The organism is Mesorhizobium sp. AA22, assembly GCF_001672375.2.
Lineage (GTDB): Bacteria > Pseudomonadota > Alphaproteobacteria > Rhizobiales > Rhizobiaceae > Mesorhizobium > Mesorhizobium wenxiniae.
Window position 1 is genome coordinate 6,257,173 of sequence record NZ_CP048406.1, and the last position, 16,130, is coordinate 6,273,302.

A 16,130-nucleotide genomic window follows, 5' to 3' on the forward strand; every position below is an offset into this window, starting at 1 on the left:
ATTCCCTTTCTAAGGACCGGCTTCGCACGGGAGCGGTCACTGGCGGCCCTGCGCCTTCCAGACATTATCGGGTACAGCTTTGGACAGGCCCTCGAGCCGAACTCGAAGGGCCTCGCTAAACCTTCCGGGTAGCGGTACGTCCAAGTCGCTTCAACAGTTGAGAATTTTGAAAAAAACGGACCCCGGCTCGTCCAGCTTCCGCTGCCACTTGGCGCATTCCCCGAGGCGGTCCAAGGCGACGTCCTTTACAATCGTGATCCGGCCATACGAGAGATAGAGTTACTGGAGGCATCTCGAATGGCTTCTACACCTGCTTGAACGCCAGAACTGCGTTCATGCCGCCCATGGCGAAGGCGTTGCTCAGTGCCACGCGCACCTTGCGCTCGCGCGCCCCATTGGGCGTGACGTCGAGATCGCAATCGGGGTCCGGCTCGCGATAATTGGCGGTCGGCGGCACGACGCCCTCCTGGATCGCCATCACGGAGGCGATCATTTCAAGTGCGCTCGCTGCGCCGAGGCAATGCGCGTGCATGGACTTGGTGGACGAGACAGACATCGAATAGGCATAGTCTCCGAAGACGCGCTTGATTGCCGCCGTCTCGGTCTGATCGTTGGCCTTGGTGCCGGTGCCATGGGCGTTAAGGTAGTCCACGTCCTCGGCATTCAGCCCGGCGTCGGCAAGGCAAGCGCGCATCGCGGCCTCCGGCCCCTCGATAGACGGCGCGACGATGTGGAAGGCATCGCCGGAAAGGCCGATCCCTGCGATCTCGGCAAGCATTGTGGCACCGCGCGCCGCGGCATGCTCGTAGCTTTCCAGCACGGCCATGCCCGCACCCTCGCCTATCACCACTCCCTTCCTGTCGGCGGAGAAGGGCCGGCAAGTATCCGGAGCGAGCGCGCGCATTGCTTCCCATGCCTTCATCTGAAGGCATACGAGCGGCGCTTCGGCGCCCCCGGCAAGCATCACGTCGGCCCGGCCGAGCCTGATCTGATCCGCCGCCGAAGCGATCGCATGGTTGGCTGATGCGCATGCGGAGGCGATGGCAAAGACCGGGCCGCGCAGGCCGAGGCTCATGCTGACCTGGCTGGCAGCGGCGCTCGGCAACCCCCTTGGTGCAGTGTAAATGCCAGCACGCTTCGCGCCGCCCAAAAGGAGGGCGCGGTAGGTGTCTTCAACCGTTCCCCAGCCCCAGCCGCAGACACCCACTGTCGCGCCGAAGCGATTCGGATTTCCCTGATCGCAGGAAAGTCCAGCGTGTTGCATGGCTTCGCGCGCTGCAAGCACAGCGAGCAAGCCGACGCGGTCCATGGAGACGAGCTGGTTGCGGCCGATGTCGTGCTCGGGCAGTTCCTTGATCTCGGTACCGACAATGCCCTTCATCTCATGAAGCTCGGAACTGACCATCGGGCGGATGGCGGAGCGGCCTTCGCGCATCTCTTTCCAGATGGAGGCGGCGTTGTTGCCTAGGCCGCAAAGTCCGCCCATCCCAGTAATGACGACTCGCCTGTCCAATCAGACCTCCTTCGCGAGCAAACCGCGGACGGCTTCCACCATGTCGCCGACATTCTTGAGATTCGACCAGGCGTCGGCCGCGTTCATGTCTATCTTGATGTCGTAGGCCTGCTCCACATCCCAGAGGAGATCCGCCAGACCCAGCGAATCAACTCCGAGCGAGGTCAGTTCCGTGGCAGTCGTTATTTCGCCGATGATGGACACACTCTTTCCCTGGCCGCTCTCCGATTCGAGGCGGTTCTTGATCGTGGCAATGATTTCCGTTGCGAGTTGATCAGCCATTCTGTTCCTTTCCATAGCAATGCCTTTTGACGTGGGTGCGGCGTCATACCTCTGCCAGTCACGTCGCGAAAATCGTCCTGACCAGGCTTGTGCCACTCACCAACAGCAATCGGATTAAAGAGACCTGATGAGTTCCGGTTGGTCTGCGGCGTAGGCATCCAACTGCAACTCATTCGGATTAAAGAGACCTGATGAGTTCCGTTGGTCTGCGGCGTAGGCATCCAACTGCAACTCATTTTCCAGGGGCAACTTCCATCGCACGTCTGAGCTCATGGAAATTTCACCTTTCGGGCTCTTTTTTCGCAGTCGTCACACGATAAGGGTAGCGGGCGATCAGGGCGTGTGAGGTGCTGTCAATGCGAGATTCCGGACGATTGATAAAATCGTTTGTTTCAATGAGAGCATCCACCCTGTGGATAGAGATACATTTCAATGAACGGGCAAGCCTCTGGTTGGGGGAGATAATGCTACAGGAGACATCCCGCATGGCTCCACGCAAGAGCTCGGCACGTCTCGGGCGCTGGTAGATGCTCAGCGCCTCACACTCGCTCTCTACGGTGCGACGAAGCGCCCTGGCGGTCGCGGAAGGCACAAAGGTTACCGATTCGCAGGGTGGATTCATCCTGTGGGTCGAGCTTCCGAACACCATCGATTCGCTCGACACTTTCAGGGCTGCATCGCGGCGGCGGCATGGGTGGTATGGGTTTCTAAGGTCTGCGCCTCTCACCAATCTCAAAGGGCGGCAGCAATGCCGCCCCCTTTTTTGGAACGGAGCCGGTCGGAAAAGGTTTGGGGCTTGGTCATCGGTGGTTCCTTCGAATCAGGTTGTGTCAGCAACCCAACGCTACCGAAGAACATCGATGACTGCCGCTACGCCGCTCGCTCGCTTGTATGGGCTAATCTTTGTCAAGGTGATCTTTCAGTCGTTCCGTCTCCTTAGTTCAGCTGTGGCGCCCCATTTGTTCCTGCTTTGGCTCCGGGGTTCATTGGTGGCGCCGCGCGCAGTGACGGTCAAGGGTGGCCGTTGGCCATCGCGAAGCGACTTGCCCTTGATGGTCACGAGCACGGCGGCAGCGTTACATTGAGCCGGCAGGTGGCCTGTTCGTAGAGGTCTATAACTTGCAAACCGAGGGGAGCTCGCCATCCGGCGCCGTAAACGCGCCGCAAGCTTGTATGCGGTTGATCGTCGCGGATCAAAAACCATGATGCAGCCATACGCATCGGCGGCGAAGCTCCGGGCGGTGGGCCCATTCTACAGCGCGGCGTCGTAAGCCATGTGAGCGACCGGGATCACCACCACCTCGGATCGTTATCGGCAGACGCTATTGCAGCTGCCAAACTTCAATGCTCGTCCTGTCGAACGCTCCTCCATGCTTTATACCGGACGCAGGGCTACTCCCGTCGGGATCTCGCCGGTCGTGACAAGTCGCCAGAAGGCAATCAGTAGCTTGCGCGCCAAAGCCACGATCATTGTCTTGCGCGTACCGCCACGGCCATCGGCCGTTCTCGCGCAAAACCAGTGCGCCAGCGCGCTGTCCTTTTGGAATTGGAGGAACCGCCAAGCCAGTAGGATCATGCCGTAGCGGACGCGAGCGTTGCCGGCCCGCGCAAGACCTTTCTCGCGCCTGCGTTGGCCGCTCTCATCCGGCGCCCCGGTAAGTCCGGCATAGCGGGCGACGGCTCTCCGATCACGCAGGCCGCGTGAGAGAATCTCATTCACCAGCATGTCCGCAGTCTCGATACCGACACCGATGATCCGCGCAAGAAGGCGAACCATCGCGAGCGGACCCTTCTCCGTGTCCGGAACCACCGAGAGCTGCCGCAACCGCTCCTGTTCGATCTCGTGGATTTGTTCATGCAACAGGTGAAGCCGTCCGAGATTACGGCGCAACTCGGCTCGGCTTCGTTCCGGTAGGGGCATACCTTCCGCCGTATGCAGAGCCTCCAGTTTCTCGGCAGCTTTGCGCAGATTGGGTTTGAAGGCGCGAATGCCGAAGCGAGCGAGGATTGCCTTGATGCGGTTGACGATCCGTGTACGTTCGCGGACGAGATTGTCTCGTTCACGGTTCGGACGGCGGGCCTCCTCCTCATTGATGGTTGGGATGGCTGCCATGCTGCAGTGGCGCTTCTCGCCCCGCAGCCAGCCAAGAAAGCGCGCGCATCAGCAGTTCGGTATCGAGGCGATCGGTCTTGGCACGCCGATGTTCACGGGAAACCGCGACGCTCGATGGATGTATGACATAAGCTTCGACAGCGCGCGCCTGGAGCCAGCGCGCCAACCAAAAGCCGTCGCGTCCAGCCTCATAGGCGACAACGATGCGCCGGACTTCACGCCCGGCTTGGATGGCTTCGCTGCGCCAGCGGCGCAACAGCCTGAACACCGAATCCGGGTCGGCATCGAGCTTCTTGAGAGGGTTACGTTCAAAGCCAGGGACCGTCGCAGCAATGAGCCACTTTGTCTGGCTCATCTCAATCACTGCGACCAACGTGCTGTCCTGATCAAGGGCGGTAAGGGATTTGCTTGCATCAAAGGATGGTGACATGGGGCGCTCCTTAGGTAGCTGCTCAACAGCGTCGAGGGTGCCACACGCTCGCCGCCGCCCATAGCATCTACAGCGCTGTTGAGGGCGCGCTCGCGAGCGGCTTCGCTACCGCCGACCTACACCACGCGGTGGGACACGACCTTAAGGTCGGCTAGAGGGCTGGCTGACCATGGCGTTAATATATTGCGGCATTATGAAATTTTAGACATTCCAGTAACAAATAAACTTAACATTCTTTCGCTTGAGTTTTGGGGCTTGTTATTCAATTAACTAGGGCGCCCGAACCCGGCAAGATCAAGCGGGTTAGTCGAAATCCAATTTTGCTGGTGCTTGTTGAGGGATGAGACGCTACGCATTTGCGGGAAGCTGCAAATGATTTTGTAGCTTTATTACATAATGGTTCTTTAAGGAGTTGTTGGCATGCGCGTAGAAAACGATCATTGCGATGTGATCGGTGTCTCGGTCGCTCCCACGCAACTTAATAGTCTGTCTGCTGCGATCCTGCGGCAGCGGGGGATGGCGCGAGTGTCGCTGCCAGGCAATGTGGTGACCTGGGCGGCAGGCCGTCACCAGACGCTCAGGCGGATGTTTTCCGACCAGCGTTTCAACAGGGACTGGCGACAGTGGCGGGCGCTGCAGGACGGCGAGATTCCCGAGGATCATCCGCTGATCGGGATGTGCAAAGTGGACAACATGGTCACGGCGCATGGCGCCGATCACCGGCGCTTGCGCGGCCTGCTGTCCAGGAGCTTCGCGCCCAGTCGTATCGCCTCGCTGGCGCCACGGATCGAACAATGCGTCGATCGACTCCTGGCCGAGATGGCGCAGCGCGGCGGCAGTGCCGATCTGATGTGCGAGTTCGCCGTTCCGCTGCCCACCAACGTGATCGCCGAACTGTTCGGTTTGCCGGACGAACAGCGCGAGGAGATCGTCGCGCTCACCTACAGCCGGGCCAACACCTCCGCCACAGCCGCAGAGGTGCGACAGACGCAGCAGCGCATCCCGGAGTTCTTCCGTCGCCTGATCGCGCTCAAGCGGGGCCAGCTCGGCGACGATCTGGCTTCGGCCCTGATCGTCGCGCGCGACAACGGCGAGCTCGTTTCCGACAGCGAGCTCATCGACATGCTGTTCATGGTGCTCTCTGCGGGCTTCGTGACCACCACCGGCGTCATCGGCAATGGCGTGCTGGCATTGCTGACGCATCCACAGCAACTGCACCTGGTGCGCAGCGGCCAAGTTCCGTGGTCACAGGCGATCGAGGAGATCTTGCGCTGGGGCAACGCAGTGGCCAATCTGCCGTTCCGCTATGCCACCCAGGACGTGGAGATCGACGGAAGCATGGTCCGCCGGGGCGACGCCGTCCTGATGGCGTTCCATGCGGCGAACCGGGACGAAAAGGCCTTCGGTCCCGGCGCCGACAGGTTCGATGTCACCCGGCGGCACAACCCGCACCTGTCGTTCGGCGAGGGGCCGCATTCCTGCCTGGGCGCTGAGCTGGCGCGCCTGGAATTGCGCTGCGCCTTCCCCGCGCTGTTCGGGCGGCTGGAAGATCTGGCGCTGACCATCGCCGCGGAGGACGTCGTCTACATGCCGTCTTACGTCATTCGCTGCCCGCAGCGCCTGCCGGTCACCTTCCGCCCGTCCATCGCTTAAAGAGTGAGGTGCCACCATGTCCGAACAATCCTTGCCGACGCTGCCGATGTGGCGCGTCGATCACATCGAGCCCTCGCCCGAGATGTTGGCGCTATGTGCCAATGGTCCGATCCACCGCGTGCGGTTCCCGTCCGGGCACGAAGGCTGGTGGGTGACAGGCTACGACGAGGCCAAGGCGGTGCTGTCCGACGCGGCATTCCGGCCCGCGGGAATGCCGCCGGCGGCATTCACCCCGGATTCGGTGATTCTCGGTTCGCCGGGGTGGCTGGTCTCGCACGAGGGGGGCGAGCATGCCCGGTTACGCACGATAGTGGCGCCGGCCTTCAGCAACCGCAGGGTGAAGCTGCTCGCGCAGCAGGTCGAGGCGATCGCCGCGCAGTTGTTCGAGACGCTGGCGGCCCAGCCCCAGCCCGCCGACCTGCGGCGCCACCTCTCCTTTCCGCTTCCAGCCATGGTCATCAGCGCGCTGATGGGCGTGCTCTACGAGGATCACGCCTTTTTCGCCGGGCTGTCCGACGAGGTGATGACGCACCAGCATGAAAGCGGCCCGCGCACCGCGTCGCGCCTGGCCTGGGAAGAACTGCGCACCTACATTCGCGGCAAGATGCGGGACAAGCGCCAGGATCCGGGCGACAACCTGCTGACGGATCTGCTCGCGGCGGTCGACCAAGGCAAGGCAACCGAGGAAGAGGCGATCGGCCTGGCGGCGGGCATACTGGTGGCGGGGCACGAGAGCACTGTCGCGCAGATCGAATTCGGCCTGCTGGCCATGTTCCGCCATCCGCAACAGCGCGAACGCCTGGTCGGCGAACCGTTCCTGGTGGACAAGGCGGTGGAGGAAATCCTGCGCATGTACCCGCCGGGCGCGGGCTGGGACGGCATCATGCGCTATCCGAGGACCGACGTGACCATCGCGGGCGTGCATATTCCCGCGGAGAGCAAGGTGCTGGTCGGCCTGCCGGCGACGTCGTTCGATCCGCGCCATTTCGACGACCCGGAAATCTTCGACATCGGACGCGACGAAAACCCGCACCTGGCGTTCTCCTACGGGCCGCACAACTGTACCGGCGCGGCGCTGGCCAGGCTGGAACTCAAGGTGGTGTTCGGTTCGATCTTCCAGCGCTTTCCCGCGCTACGCCTGGCCGTGTCGCCCGAAGAGCTGAAGTTGCGCAAGGAGATCATCACTGGCGGGTTCGAGGAGCTCCCGGTGCTCTGGTGACGCGCGGACGCCGCCGGGATCGGGATCTTCTCCGCAATTTGCCGGCGCGCCTGGGCGCGCACCGGTCAGATCAGCCAGCCAACAGGTAACCAGGATGGACGTGCAAGAAACCACAGCAGCATGCCGGGACGCCTTCGCCGAACTGGCGTCGCCAGCATGCATCCACGACCCGTATCCGTTCATGCGGTGGTTGCGCGAGCACGATCCGGTGCATCGCGCGGCGTCGGGCCTCTTTCTGTTGAGCCGCCACGTCGACATTTACTGGGCGCTGAAGGCGACGGGCGATGCGTTTCGGGGACCGGCGCCGGGCGAACTGGCGCGCTATTTCCCCCGTGCGGCGACCAGCCTGTCGCTCAATCTGCTGGCGTCCACGCTAGCGATGATGGACCCCCCGACGCATACGCGTCTGCGCCGGCTGATCTCGCGCGATTTCACCATGCGCCAGATCGACGACCTGCGGCCGAGCATCGCGCGCATCGCTACAGCGCGCCTGGACGGCATGGCGCCCGCGCTGGAGCGCGGGGAGGCGGTGGACCTGCATCGGGAATTCGCGCTGGCCTTGCCCATGCTGGTCTTCGCCGAACTGTTCGGCATGCCCCAGGATGACATGTTCGGGCTCGCCGCCGGCATCGGCCCCATTCTGGAAGGCCTGAGCCCGCACGCCAGCGATCCCCAGCTCGCCGCGGCGGACGCGGCCAGCGCCAAGGTGCAGGCCTACTTCGGCGACCTCATACAGCGCAAGCGCACCGACCCCCACCACAACATCGTGTCGATGCTGGTCGGCGCACACGACGACGATGCCGACACGCTGTCGGATGCGGAGTTGATCAGCATGTTGTGGGGCATGCTGCTGGGCGGCTTCGCCACCACTGCTGCGACCATCGACCATGCGGTCCTGGCGATGCTGGCGCATCCCGAACAGCGGCACTGGCTGCAGGGAGACGCCGTGGGGGTGAAGGCATTCGTGGAAGAAGTCCTGCGCTGCGACGCGCCCGCCATGTTCAGCTCCATTCCGCGGATCGCCCAGCGCGACATCGAACTGGGCGGCGTGGTGATTCCGAAGAACGCGGACGTGCGCGTGCTGATCGCGGCAGGCAATCGCGACCCGGACGCCTTCGCCGATCCCGACCGCTTCGATCCCGTGCGGTTCTACGGCACCAGTCCTGGCATGTCGAGCGACGGGAAGATCATGCTGAGCTTCGGTCACGGCATCCACTTCTGCCTCGGTGCGCAACTGGCCCGGGTGCAGTTGGCCGAGAGCCTGCCGCGGATCCAGGCGCGCTTCCCCACGCTGGCATTGGCCGAGCAGCCGACCCGGGAGCCCTCCGCGTTCCTTAGGACGTTCCGCGCGCTGCCGGTGCGGCTGCATGCGCAGGGGGGCTGAGATGCGCGTCGTGGTCGACCAGGATCTGTGCGGAACCACCGGGCAGTGCGTGCTGACGCTGCCGGGGACCTTTCGCCAGCGCGAACCGGACGGCGTGGCTGAAGTGTGCGTGGTGACGGTCCCGCAGGCGCTGCACGCCGCCGTGCGGCTCGCGGCCGGCCAGTGCCCGGTCGCCGCCATTCGGGTCATCGAAAGCGACTCTGGCGATGGCGAGCGCGCCAGCGCCAACCCTGCGCCTTCTCCGGCGGAGGCCTATCGGCATGCCGCGAAAGACCAACGCAATCCAGGAGGACACGATGGGACGGTTTGAAGGCAAGGTGGCCGTGGTGACCGGCGCCGGCGCCGGCATCGGCAAGGCATGCGCCCTCGCCCTCGCGCGCGAGGGCGGCAGAGTCGTGGTGGCCGACATTGATGGCTCGGCGGCCATCGCCTGCACCGCGCAGATCGCGGCCGAAGCCGGCCACGCGCTGGCCCTGGCCATGGACATTGCCGATGCGCAGGCGGTGGCAGCGCTGTTCGAGACGGCGGAGCGGCACTTCGGTGGGGTCGACCTGCTGGTGAACAACGCGAGCGCCATGCATCTGACCCCGCGCGACCACGCGATCCTCGACCTGGACCTGGCGGTCTGGGATCAGATCATGGCGACCAATCTGCGCGGCACGCTGCTCTGCTGCCGGCAGGCCATCCCACGGATGATCGCCCGCGGCGGTGGCGCCATCGTCAACATGTCGTCGTGCCAGGGGCTCAGCGGTGACACCGCGCAGACGTCCTACGCCGCGTCGAAGGCGGCGATGAACATGCTGTCGGCCTCGCTCGCCACCCAGTACGGTCACGCGCAGATCCGCTGCAACGCGGTTGCGCCGGGTCTCATCATGACCGAGCGTCTCCTCGCCAAGCTGGACGAGTGCATGCAACGGCATCTGCGCCGGCACCAGCTCCTGCCGCGCGTCGGCCGCCCCGAGGACGTGGCCGCGCTGGTGGCTTTCCTGCTCTCCGACGATGCTGCGTTCATCACTGGCCAGGTCGTGTGCATCGACGGCGGCATGCTGGCGCATGTGCCGACATACGCCGACGGTGGCAACAGCCGCGCCGCGCGGCCTGCCGGCGACATCGCCGAAGCGGCCGCGGCGCCGCGCTGCTGATGGACATGCTGCTCAACCCGCTGGATCGTCGGCACCGGCTGCGGCACAAAATCCCGATCGTGCCCGGCGCTTTCCCCCTCGTCGGGCATCTTCCCGCCATCGTCTGCGACCTGCCGCGCCTGCTGCGGCGCGCGGAACGGACGCTGGGCAGCCACTTCTGGCTGGATTTCGGCCCTGCCGGCCACCTGATGACCTGCACGCATCCGGATGCGTTCGCACTGCTCCGGCACAAGGACGTGTCCTCGGCGCTGATGGAAGAGATCGCGCCCGAATTGCTTGGCGGAACGTTGGTCGCCCAGGACGGCGGCGCGCACCGGCAGGCGCGCGATGCGATCAAGGCGGCGTTCCTGCCCAAGGGGCTGACCCAGGCCGGCATCGGCGACCTGTTCGCGCCCATCATCCTGGCGCGGGTGCAGGCGTGGCGCGAGCGCGGCGACGTAACCATCCTGCGCGAAACCGGCGATCTGACGCTCAAGCTCATCTTCAGCCTCATGGGAATCCCCGCGAACGACCTGCCGGGATGGCATCGCAAGTACCGGCAACTGCTGCAGTTGATCATCGCGCCCCCGATCGACCTGCCCGGACTGCCCTTGCGGCGCGGCCGCGCCGCCCGCGACTGGATCGACGCTCAGTTGCGCCAGTTCATCCGCGACGCGCGCGCGCATGCCGCGCGAACCGGGTTGATCAACGACATGGTGAGCGCCTTCGATCGCAGCGATGATGCGCTCTCCGATGACGTCCTGGTCGCCAATATCCGCTTACTGCTGCTTGGCGGTCACGACACCACCGCCTCGACGATGGCCTGGATGGTGATCGAGCTGGCGCGGCAGCCTGTGCTGTGGGACGCCCTGGTCGAGGAGGCGCAACGCGTGGGCGCGGTGCCGACCCGGCACGCGGACCTGGCGCAGTGTCCGGTCGCCGAGGCGCTGTTCCGCGAAACGCTACGCGTGCATCCGGCGACCACGGTCCTGCCGCGTCGCGCGCTGCAGGAATTGCAGCTCGGCCAACGGCGTATTCCCGCGGGCACCCATCTATGCATCCCGCTGCTGCATTTCTCGACCTCGGCGCTGCTGCACGAGGCGCCCGATCAGTTCCGCCTGGAGCGGTGGCTGCAACGCACGCAGCCGATCCGGCCGGTGGACATGCTGCAGTTCGGTACCGGCCCACACGTCTGCATCGGCTATCACCTGGTATGGCTGGAACTGGTGCAGTTCTCCATCGCCTTGGCGCTGACCATGCACAAGGCCGGGGTGCGGCCGCGGTTGCTGAGCGGCGTCGAAAAGGGCCGGCGCTATTACCCGACCGCACATCCGTCCATGACAATCCGCATCGGATTCTCATGAGCTGGCATCGCACGCTCCGTGTGGCGAGGCAGCGGCGCCGGCGACGCCCGGCATTGCTGCCTCGGCGCGCGCGCTCGGTGCGACACCGGCAACACCGCGGCGGCTCGGCGCTCGCCGTGGCCGTGTCAGGTACAAGGACATGAACAACATGCAGACCGGTTCGACGCTACACGACGACCGAACTGGCGTTTCCGCGCTCGGCGGATTGGGCGCGCAGGCGCGCGGCGCGTCCGGCAGGCTGCTGCCGGAGATCTGGATGCAGGACGGTGCAAAGCGGGTCGAACAGGCGCTGGCGCGTCTTCTCTGCGCCGAAGACGACGGTGAGACCGAGCTGATGACGGCGATGCGCTATGCCACCTTGCATGGCGGAAAGCGCACCCGCGCCTTGCTCTGTCTGGCTGCCGGCGCACTGGCCGACACGCCGGCGCACATGCTCGACGACGTCGGCGCCGCCATCGAGATGATGCACGCCTGTACCCTGGTCCACGACGACCTGCCCGCGATGGACGACGACGTGCTTCGCCGCGGCCTTCCGACCGTGCACGTCAAGTTCGGCGAAGCCACTGCGATCCTGGTCGGCGATGCGTTGCAGGCGCACGCCTTCCTGACCCTGGCGAGCCTGGATGCGCCGGACCACAACCGTATCGCGCTCGTGCGCGAACTGGCGCAGGCGGTGTCCGCCGAGGGTGCCGCAGGCGGGCAGGCCATGGATCTGTCGCTGGTCGGAAAGCAGGTCGAGCTGGACAGGATCGTGGCGATGCACCGGATGAAGAGCGGAGCGCTAGTGCGCGCGTCCGTTCGCATGGGCGCGCTATGCGCCATCGCGGAGGATGCCGCGCACGCTGCGCTGTACTGTGCGCTCGATCGCTACAGCGCCTGTTTCGGCCTGGCGTTGCAGGTGGTCGACGACATTCTCGACGCGACAGCGGATACCGCGACGCTGGGCAAGATCCCCGGCAAGGACGCGGCGGCGCAGAAGCCGACCTGCGCGTCGATCATGGGGCTGCAGGCAGCGCGCCAGTTCGCGCTGGATCTGTTGCGCGACGCCGGGCAGGCCATCGCCCCGCTGGGGCCGCGTGCGGAACGATTGGCGCAGATGCTGCAGCGGGCCAACGCGTATCTGTTGAAGCACGCGCCCTGCGCATGAGCGCGCGCGTCCGCATGGAGCCGCCCCTGTGCCGCTGCGATCGGCTGGCGGCAGCGGCGCATGCTGCACTGTGTCCGAGTCCGCGGCGCCGATCGCAGCGGTTGCCCAGCACGGCCACGGCGCATGCGGCGGACCGGCGCCGGCATCGGGGCGCGTCGCCGCGCCGGAGCAGGGCGGCCGGCCGGCGCTGCCCGTGCGCCGGGCCGCGACCGGCCTGTGGCGACGAGCGCGGCGTCTGCGTGATCCTGGTTCTCGTCAACCGTCTGCAGAAGGAACATCCCGCGTGAACGCGCTGTCCGAACAGATCCTTTCCGAATTGCGCCACCTGCTGAGCGAGATGAGCGACGGCGGCAGCGTCGGTCCGTCCGTCTACGACACGGCGCGAGCTCTGCAGTTCCACGGCAACGTCACCGGTCGGCAGGACGCATACGCGTGGCTCCTCGCGCAGCAACAGGCCGATGGCGGATGGGGAAGCGCGGACTTCCCGCTGTTCCGCCATGCGCCCACGTGGGCGGCGTTGCTGGCATTGCAGCGTGCCGATCCTCTTCCCGGCGCTGCCGATGCAGTCCAGGCTGCAACCCGGTTCCTCGAGCGCCAGCCCGATCCCTACGCGCATGCGGTGCCGGAAGACGCGCCGATCGGCGCGGAGCTGATCCTGCCGCAGTTGTGCGGCGAGGCCGCATCCTTGCTGGGCGGCGTGGCGTTTCCGCGTCACCCGGCGCTGTTGCCGTTGCGGCAAGCGTGCCTGGTCAGGCTGGGGGCGGTGGCGACGTTGCCGAGCGGCCATCCGTTGCTGCACTCCTGGGAAGCCTGGGGGACGTCGCCGACCACCGCATGCCCCGATGACGACGGCAGCATCGGGATCAGTCCGGCGGCCACCGCCACGTGGCGTGCGCACGCCGTGACACAGGGGAGCACGCCGCAGGTCGAGCGCGCCGACGCGTATCTGCAGGCGGCATCGCGGGCGACGCGCAGCGGCATCGAAGGTGTCGTTCCCAACGTCTGGCCGATCAATGTGTTCGAGCCATGCTGGTCGCTGTACACCCTGCATCTGGCCGGGCTGTTCGCGCATCCCGCGCTCGCCGAGGCGGTGCGCGTGATCGTCGCGCAGCTCGACGCCCGCCTGGGCGTGCGCGGTCTGGGCCCGGCCTTGCACTTCGCGGCCGATGCGGACGACACCGCCGTTGCGCTGTGCGTCCTGCGCCTTGCAGGCCGCGACCCGGCGGTCGATGCGTTGCGCCATTTCGAAATCGGCGAGCTGTTCGTCACCTTCCCCGGCGAGCGCAATGCCTCGGTGTCGACCAACATCCATGCCCTGCATGCGTTGCGACTGTTGGGAAAGCCCGCCGCTGACACCAGCGCCTACGTCGAGGCCAATCGCAACCCGCACGGCCTATGGGACAACGAAAAATGGCACGTCTCGTGGCTGTATCCCACCGCGCATGCGGTCGCTGCGCTGGCGCAAGGCAATCCCCGGTGGCGCGACGAGCGCGCGCTGGCGGCGCTGCTGCAGGCGCAGCGTGACGGCGGCGGCTGGGGCGCCGGTCGCGCGTCCACATTCGAGGAAACCGCCTATGCGCTGTTCGCGTTGCACGTGATGGACGGGAGCGAAGAGCCGACAGGGCGCCGGCGCATCGCGCAGGCGGTCGCGCGTGCGCTAGAGTGGATGCTCGCCCGCCATGCGGCGCATGCATTGCCGCAGACGCCGCTGTGGATCGGCAAGGAACTGTATTGCCCCACCCGGGTCGTGCGCGTGGCCGAACTTGCCGGGTTGTTGCTGGCGCTTCGTTGGGGGCGGCGCGTCCTGGCCGAGGGACCAGGAGCGGCGCCATGATCCAGACCGAACGGGCGCTGCAGCAGGTGCTGGAGTGGGGGCGTTCCCTGACCGGGTTCGCCGACGAGCATGCCGTGGAAGCGGTCAGGGGCGGCCAGTACATCCTGCAGCGTATCCAACCGAGCCTGCGCGACACCAGCGCCCGCACCGGCCGCGATCCGCAGGACGAAACGCTGATCGTGGCGTTCTATCGCGAACTGGCGCTGCTGTTCTGGCTCGACGATTGCAACGACCTTGGCCTGATCGCGCCGGAGCAGCTCGCCGCGGTGGAGCAGGCGCTGGGGCAGGGCGTACCGTGCGCGCTCCCCGGATTCGAGGGCTGCGCTGTGCTGCGCGCTTCGCTGGCCGGGCTCGCCTACGATCGTCGCGACTATGCTCAGCTTCTCGACGATACCCGGTGCTACTGCGCGGCGCTGCACGCCGGACACGCGCAGGCGGCAGGGGCGGAACGCTGGTCCTACGCCGAGTACCTGCACAACGGCATCGATTCGATCGCCTACGCGAACGTGTTCTGTTGCCTGTCGTTGCTGTGGGGGCTGGACATGGCGACCTTGCGCGCGCGTCCGGCGTTTCGCCAGGTCCTGCGGCTCATCTCCGCGATAGGGCGCCTGCAGAACGATCTGCATGGACGCGACAAGGACAGGTCGGCCGGCGAGGCCGACAACGCGGCGATCCTGCTGCTGCAGCGCTATCCGGCTCTGCCTGTGGTGGAGTTCCTCAACGACGAGCTGGCCGGCCATACGCGCATGCTGCACCGGGTGATGACGCAAGAACGCTTTCCCGCGCCATGGGAACGGTTGATCGAGGCCATGGCAGCCATACGCGCGCAGTACTACCAGACCTCGACCAGCCGCTACCGCAGCGACGGTGCGGGGGAGGCCAGCGTGCGCCGGCCTGAACGCGCGGGAGACGGCGGCGTGCGCGCGCTGCCGTCGGTCCGATCCGACGCAACGCCGTCGCCCGATGGGACGATGGAGCGAGCATGAGCGACACCGCCCTGAGCCGGCGCAAGGACGACCATCTGGACATCGTACTGGATCGGCGAACGGCGCCGGCCACGGTCGCCGGCTGGGAGTACATCCGGTTCGAACACTGCGCATTGCCCGAGTTGGACTTGACGCAGATCGACCTGCGCGCCTCGCTGCTGGGCAAGACCATGCGCGCGCCGCTGCTGATCAGCTCCATGACCGGCGGCATGCCACGCGCCGAGGCCGTCAACCGGCATCTGAGCGAAGCAGCGCAAGCCTTGGGGATCGCCATGTGCGTCGGTTCGCAGCGCGTGAGCCTGCAATCCCGCAACTTCCAGGGGCTGACGCGCGCGCTGCGCCGCCTGGCCCCAGACATTCCCTTGCTGGCCAATATCGGCGCCGCGCAACTGCGCGAGGCCGACGGCCTGGACCTGGCGCGCCGGGCGGTGGATGCGCTGGAGGCCGATGGACTCATCGTCCATCTCAATCCGCTGCAGGAAGCGGTACAGCCGGAGGGCGACCGCGACTGGCGCGGCGTCCTGGCGCAGATCGCTCGCGCCGCGCGCAGCGTGGGCGTGCCGATCGTGGCCAAGGAAGTGGGGGCGGGCCTGTCCGCCTTGGTGGCCTGTGCGCTCGTCGAGGCGGGCGTGGCGGTGATCGATGTCGCCGGCGCCGGCGGCACCAGTTGGGCCGCGGTGGAGGGCGAGCGCGCCCGCGATGCCGCCGACCGTGCAGTGGCGATGGCGTTCGCCGATTGGGGGATTCCGACCCCGGCCAGCGTGCAGGCGGTACGTCGGGCGCTGCCAACGGTGAAGCTGATCGCGTCGGGCGGGATCCGCGACGGCGTCGACGTGGCCAAGGCCATCCACCTGGGCGCGGACATCGCCGGGCAGGCGGCCGGCGTGCTGCGCGCGGCGACGGTGTCCACCGAGGCGGTTGTCGCACATTTCGAGATCGTCATCCGCCAGTTGGCCGTCGCCTGCTTCTGCACCGGCTCGGCTGATCTGGCGGCGCTGCGTCAGGCGCGATTGTTGCCCTCGGCGCATCTGCCCGCCGGTTGATGCCGGCGTCGCCCGCACGTGGCGGCGGGCGCCTAGCACGC

General features: G+C 66.1%; 13 protein-coding genes and 1 pseudogene. 10 read left to right on the forward strand and 4 right to left on the reverse strand.

Annotated elements, in window-relative coordinates; genetic code table 11:
- Nucleotides 1-304 precede the first annotated feature (304 nt).
- The 4 genes from A9K68_RS29585 to A9K68_RS32120 all read right to left on the reverse strand — a co-directional run bounded on the left by A9K68_RS29585 (nt 305) and on the right by A9K68_RS32120 (nt 4,338).
- Nucleotides 305-1,513, reverse strand: a complete 1,209-nt coding sequence (locus tag A9K68_RS29585) for a beta-ketoacyl-[acyl-carrier-protein] synthase family protein (RefSeq protein WP_065008437.1) — start codon at nt 1,511-1,513, stop codon at nt 305-307.
- A complete protein-coding gene (locus A9K68_RS29590) occupies nt 1,514-1,795 on the reverse strand; it encodes an acyl carrier protein (RefSeq protein ID WP_065008438.1) in 282 nt (93 codons plus the stop codon).
- A gap of 1,375 nt (nt 1,796-3,170) precedes the next feature.
- The gene (locus A9K68_RS32115; RefSeq protein ID WP_246811261.1) at nt 3,171-3,908 is read right to left on the reverse strand and encodes a transposase; all 738 of its coding nucleotides are present in this window, start codon (nt 3,906-3,908) and stop codon (nt 3,171-3,173) included.
- Nucleotides 3,883-4,338 (reverse strand): hypothetical protein, encoded by a 456-nt coding sequence (locus A9K68_RS32120; RefSeq protein WP_246811262.1) that lies wholly within the window; start codon nt 4,336-4,338, stop codon nt 3,883-3,885. Before A9K68_RS32120 ends, A9K68_RS32115 begins: the two co-directional genes overlap by 26 nt.
- 420 nt (nt 4,339-4,758) lie before the next feature.
- Between A9K68_RS32120 and A9K68_RS29600 the strand changes: the two genes are divergently transcribed.
- The 10 genes and pseudogenes from A9K68_RS29600 (at nt 4,759) to fni (ending at nt 16,089) form a co-directional block, all read left to right on the forward strand.
- Nucleotides 4,759-5,991: a cytochrome P450 gene (locus tag A9K68_RS29600; protein ID WP_065010997.1), complete on the forward strand. Its 1,233-nt coding sequence runs from the start codon at nt 4,759-4,761 to the stop codon at nt 5,989-5,991.
- 16 nt (nt 5,992-6,007) lie between these two features.
- Nucleotides 6,008-7,210: a cytochrome P450 gene (locus A9K68_RS29605; protein ID WP_065010996.1), complete on the forward strand. Its 1,203-nt coding sequence runs from the start codon at nt 6,008-6,010 to the stop codon at nt 7,208-7,210.
- A gap of 94 nt (nt 7,211-7,304) precedes the next feature.
- Nucleotides 7,305-8,594 carry a cytochrome P450 gene (locus A9K68_RS29610; protein WP_065010995.1) on the forward strand — a complete coding sequence of 430 codons (1,290 nt, stop codon included), beginning with the start codon at nt 7,305-7,307 and terminating at the stop codon, nt 8,592-8,594.
- A gap of 1 nt (nt 8,595) precedes the next feature.
- Nucleotides 8,596-8,904, forward strand: a complete 309-nt coding sequence (locus A9K68_RS29615) for a ferredoxin (protein ID WP_065010994.1) — start codon at nt 8,596-8,598, stop codon at nt 8,902-8,904.
- Complete coding sequence (locus A9K68_RS29620; RefSeq protein WP_065010993.1) at nt 8,891-9,736, forward strand: SDR family oxidoreductase; 846 nt, start codon at nt 8,891-8,893, stop codon at nt 9,734-9,736. Before A9K68_RS29615 ends, A9K68_RS29620 begins: the two co-directional genes overlap by 14 nt.
- Nucleotides 9,736-11,079, forward strand: a complete 1,344-nt coding sequence (locus A9K68_RS29625; RefSeq protein ID WP_065010992.1) for a cytochrome P450 — start codon at nt 9,736-9,738, stop codon at nt 11,077-11,079. The genes A9K68_RS29620 and A9K68_RS29625 overlap by 1 nt, the downstream gene beginning before the upstream one ends.
- 148 nt (nt 11,080-11,227) lie before the next feature.
- Nucleotides 11,228-12,226 carry a polyprenyl synthetase family protein gene (locus A9K68_RS29630; RefSeq protein ID WP_065011000.1) on the forward strand — a complete coding sequence of 333 codons (999 nt, stop codon included), beginning with the start codon at nt 11,228-11,230 and terminating at the stop codon, nt 12,224-12,226.
- Nucleotides 12,227-12,509: 283 nt separating this feature from the next.
- Nucleotides 12,510-14,060 carry a hypothetical protein gene (locus A9K68_RS29635; RefSeq protein WP_065010990.1) on the forward strand — a complete coding sequence of 517 codons (1,551 nt, stop codon included), beginning with the start codon at nt 12,510-12,512 and terminating at the stop codon, nt 14,058-14,060.
- Nucleotides 14,057-14,958 (forward strand): annotated as a pseudogene (locus A9K68_RS29640) (hypothetical protein). The gene A9K68_RS29635 and the pseudogene A9K68_RS29640 overlap by 4 nt, the downstream one beginning before the upstream one ends.
- A gap of 84 nt (nt 14,959-15,042) precedes the next feature.
- The gene (gene fni / locus A9K68_RS29645) at nt 15,043-16,089 is read left to right on the forward strand and encodes a type 2 isopentenyl-diphosphate Delta-isomerase (RefSeq protein ID WP_065010989.1); all 1,047 of its coding nucleotides are present in this window, start codon (nt 15,043-15,045) and stop codon (nt 16,087-16,089) included.
- Nucleotides 16,090-16,130 lie beyond the last annotated feature (41 nt).

What these genes read in the sequence shown, in the direction of transcription:
- A9K68_RS29590 (WP_065008438.1), bottom strand. Translation starts at nt 1,795, where the DNA reads ATGGCTGATCAACTCGCAACGGAAATCATTGCCACGATCAAGAACCGC.
- A9K68_RS32115 (WP_246811261.1), bottom strand. Translation starts at nt 3,908, where the DNA reads ATGGCAGCCATCCCAACCATCAATGAGGAGGAGGCCCGCCGTCCGAAC.
- A9K68_RS32120 (WP_246811262.1), bottom strand. Translation starts at nt 4,338, where the DNA reads ATGTCACCATCCTTTGATGCAAGCAAATCCCTTACCGCCCTTGATCAG.
- A9K68_RS29600 (WP_065010997.1), top strand. Translation starts at nt 4,759, where the DNA reads ATGCGCGTAGAAAACGATCATTGCGATGTGATCGGTGTCTCGGTCGCT.
- A9K68_RS29605 (WP_065010996.1), top strand. Translation starts at nt 6,008, where the DNA reads ATGTCCGAACAATCCTTGCCGACGCTGCCGATGTGGCGCGTCGATCAC.
- A9K68_RS29610 (WP_065010995.1), top strand. Translation starts at nt 7,305, where the DNA reads ATGGACGTGCAAGAAACCACAGCAGCATGCCGGGACGCCTTCGCCGAA.
- A9K68_RS29615 (WP_065010994.1), top strand. Translation starts at nt 8,596, where the DNA reads ATGCGCGTCGTGGTCGACCAGGATCTGTGCGGAACCACCGGGCAGTGC.
- A9K68_RS29620 (WP_065010993.1), top strand. Translation starts at nt 8,891, where the DNA reads ATGGGACGGTTTGAAGGCAAGGTGGCCGTGGTGACCGGCGCCGGCGCC.
- A9K68_RS29625 (WP_065010992.1), top strand. Translation starts at nt 9,736, where the DNA reads ATGGACATGCTGCTCAACCCGCTGGATCGTCGGCACCGGCTGCGGCAC.
- A9K68_RS29630 (WP_065011000.1), top strand. Translation starts at nt 11,228, where the DNA reads ATGCAGACCGGTTCGACGCTACACGACGACCGAACTGGCGTTTCCGCG.
- fni (WP_065010989.1), top strand. Translation starts at nt 15,043, where the DNA reads ATGAGCGACACCGCCCTGAGCCGGCGCAAGGACGACCATCTGGACATC.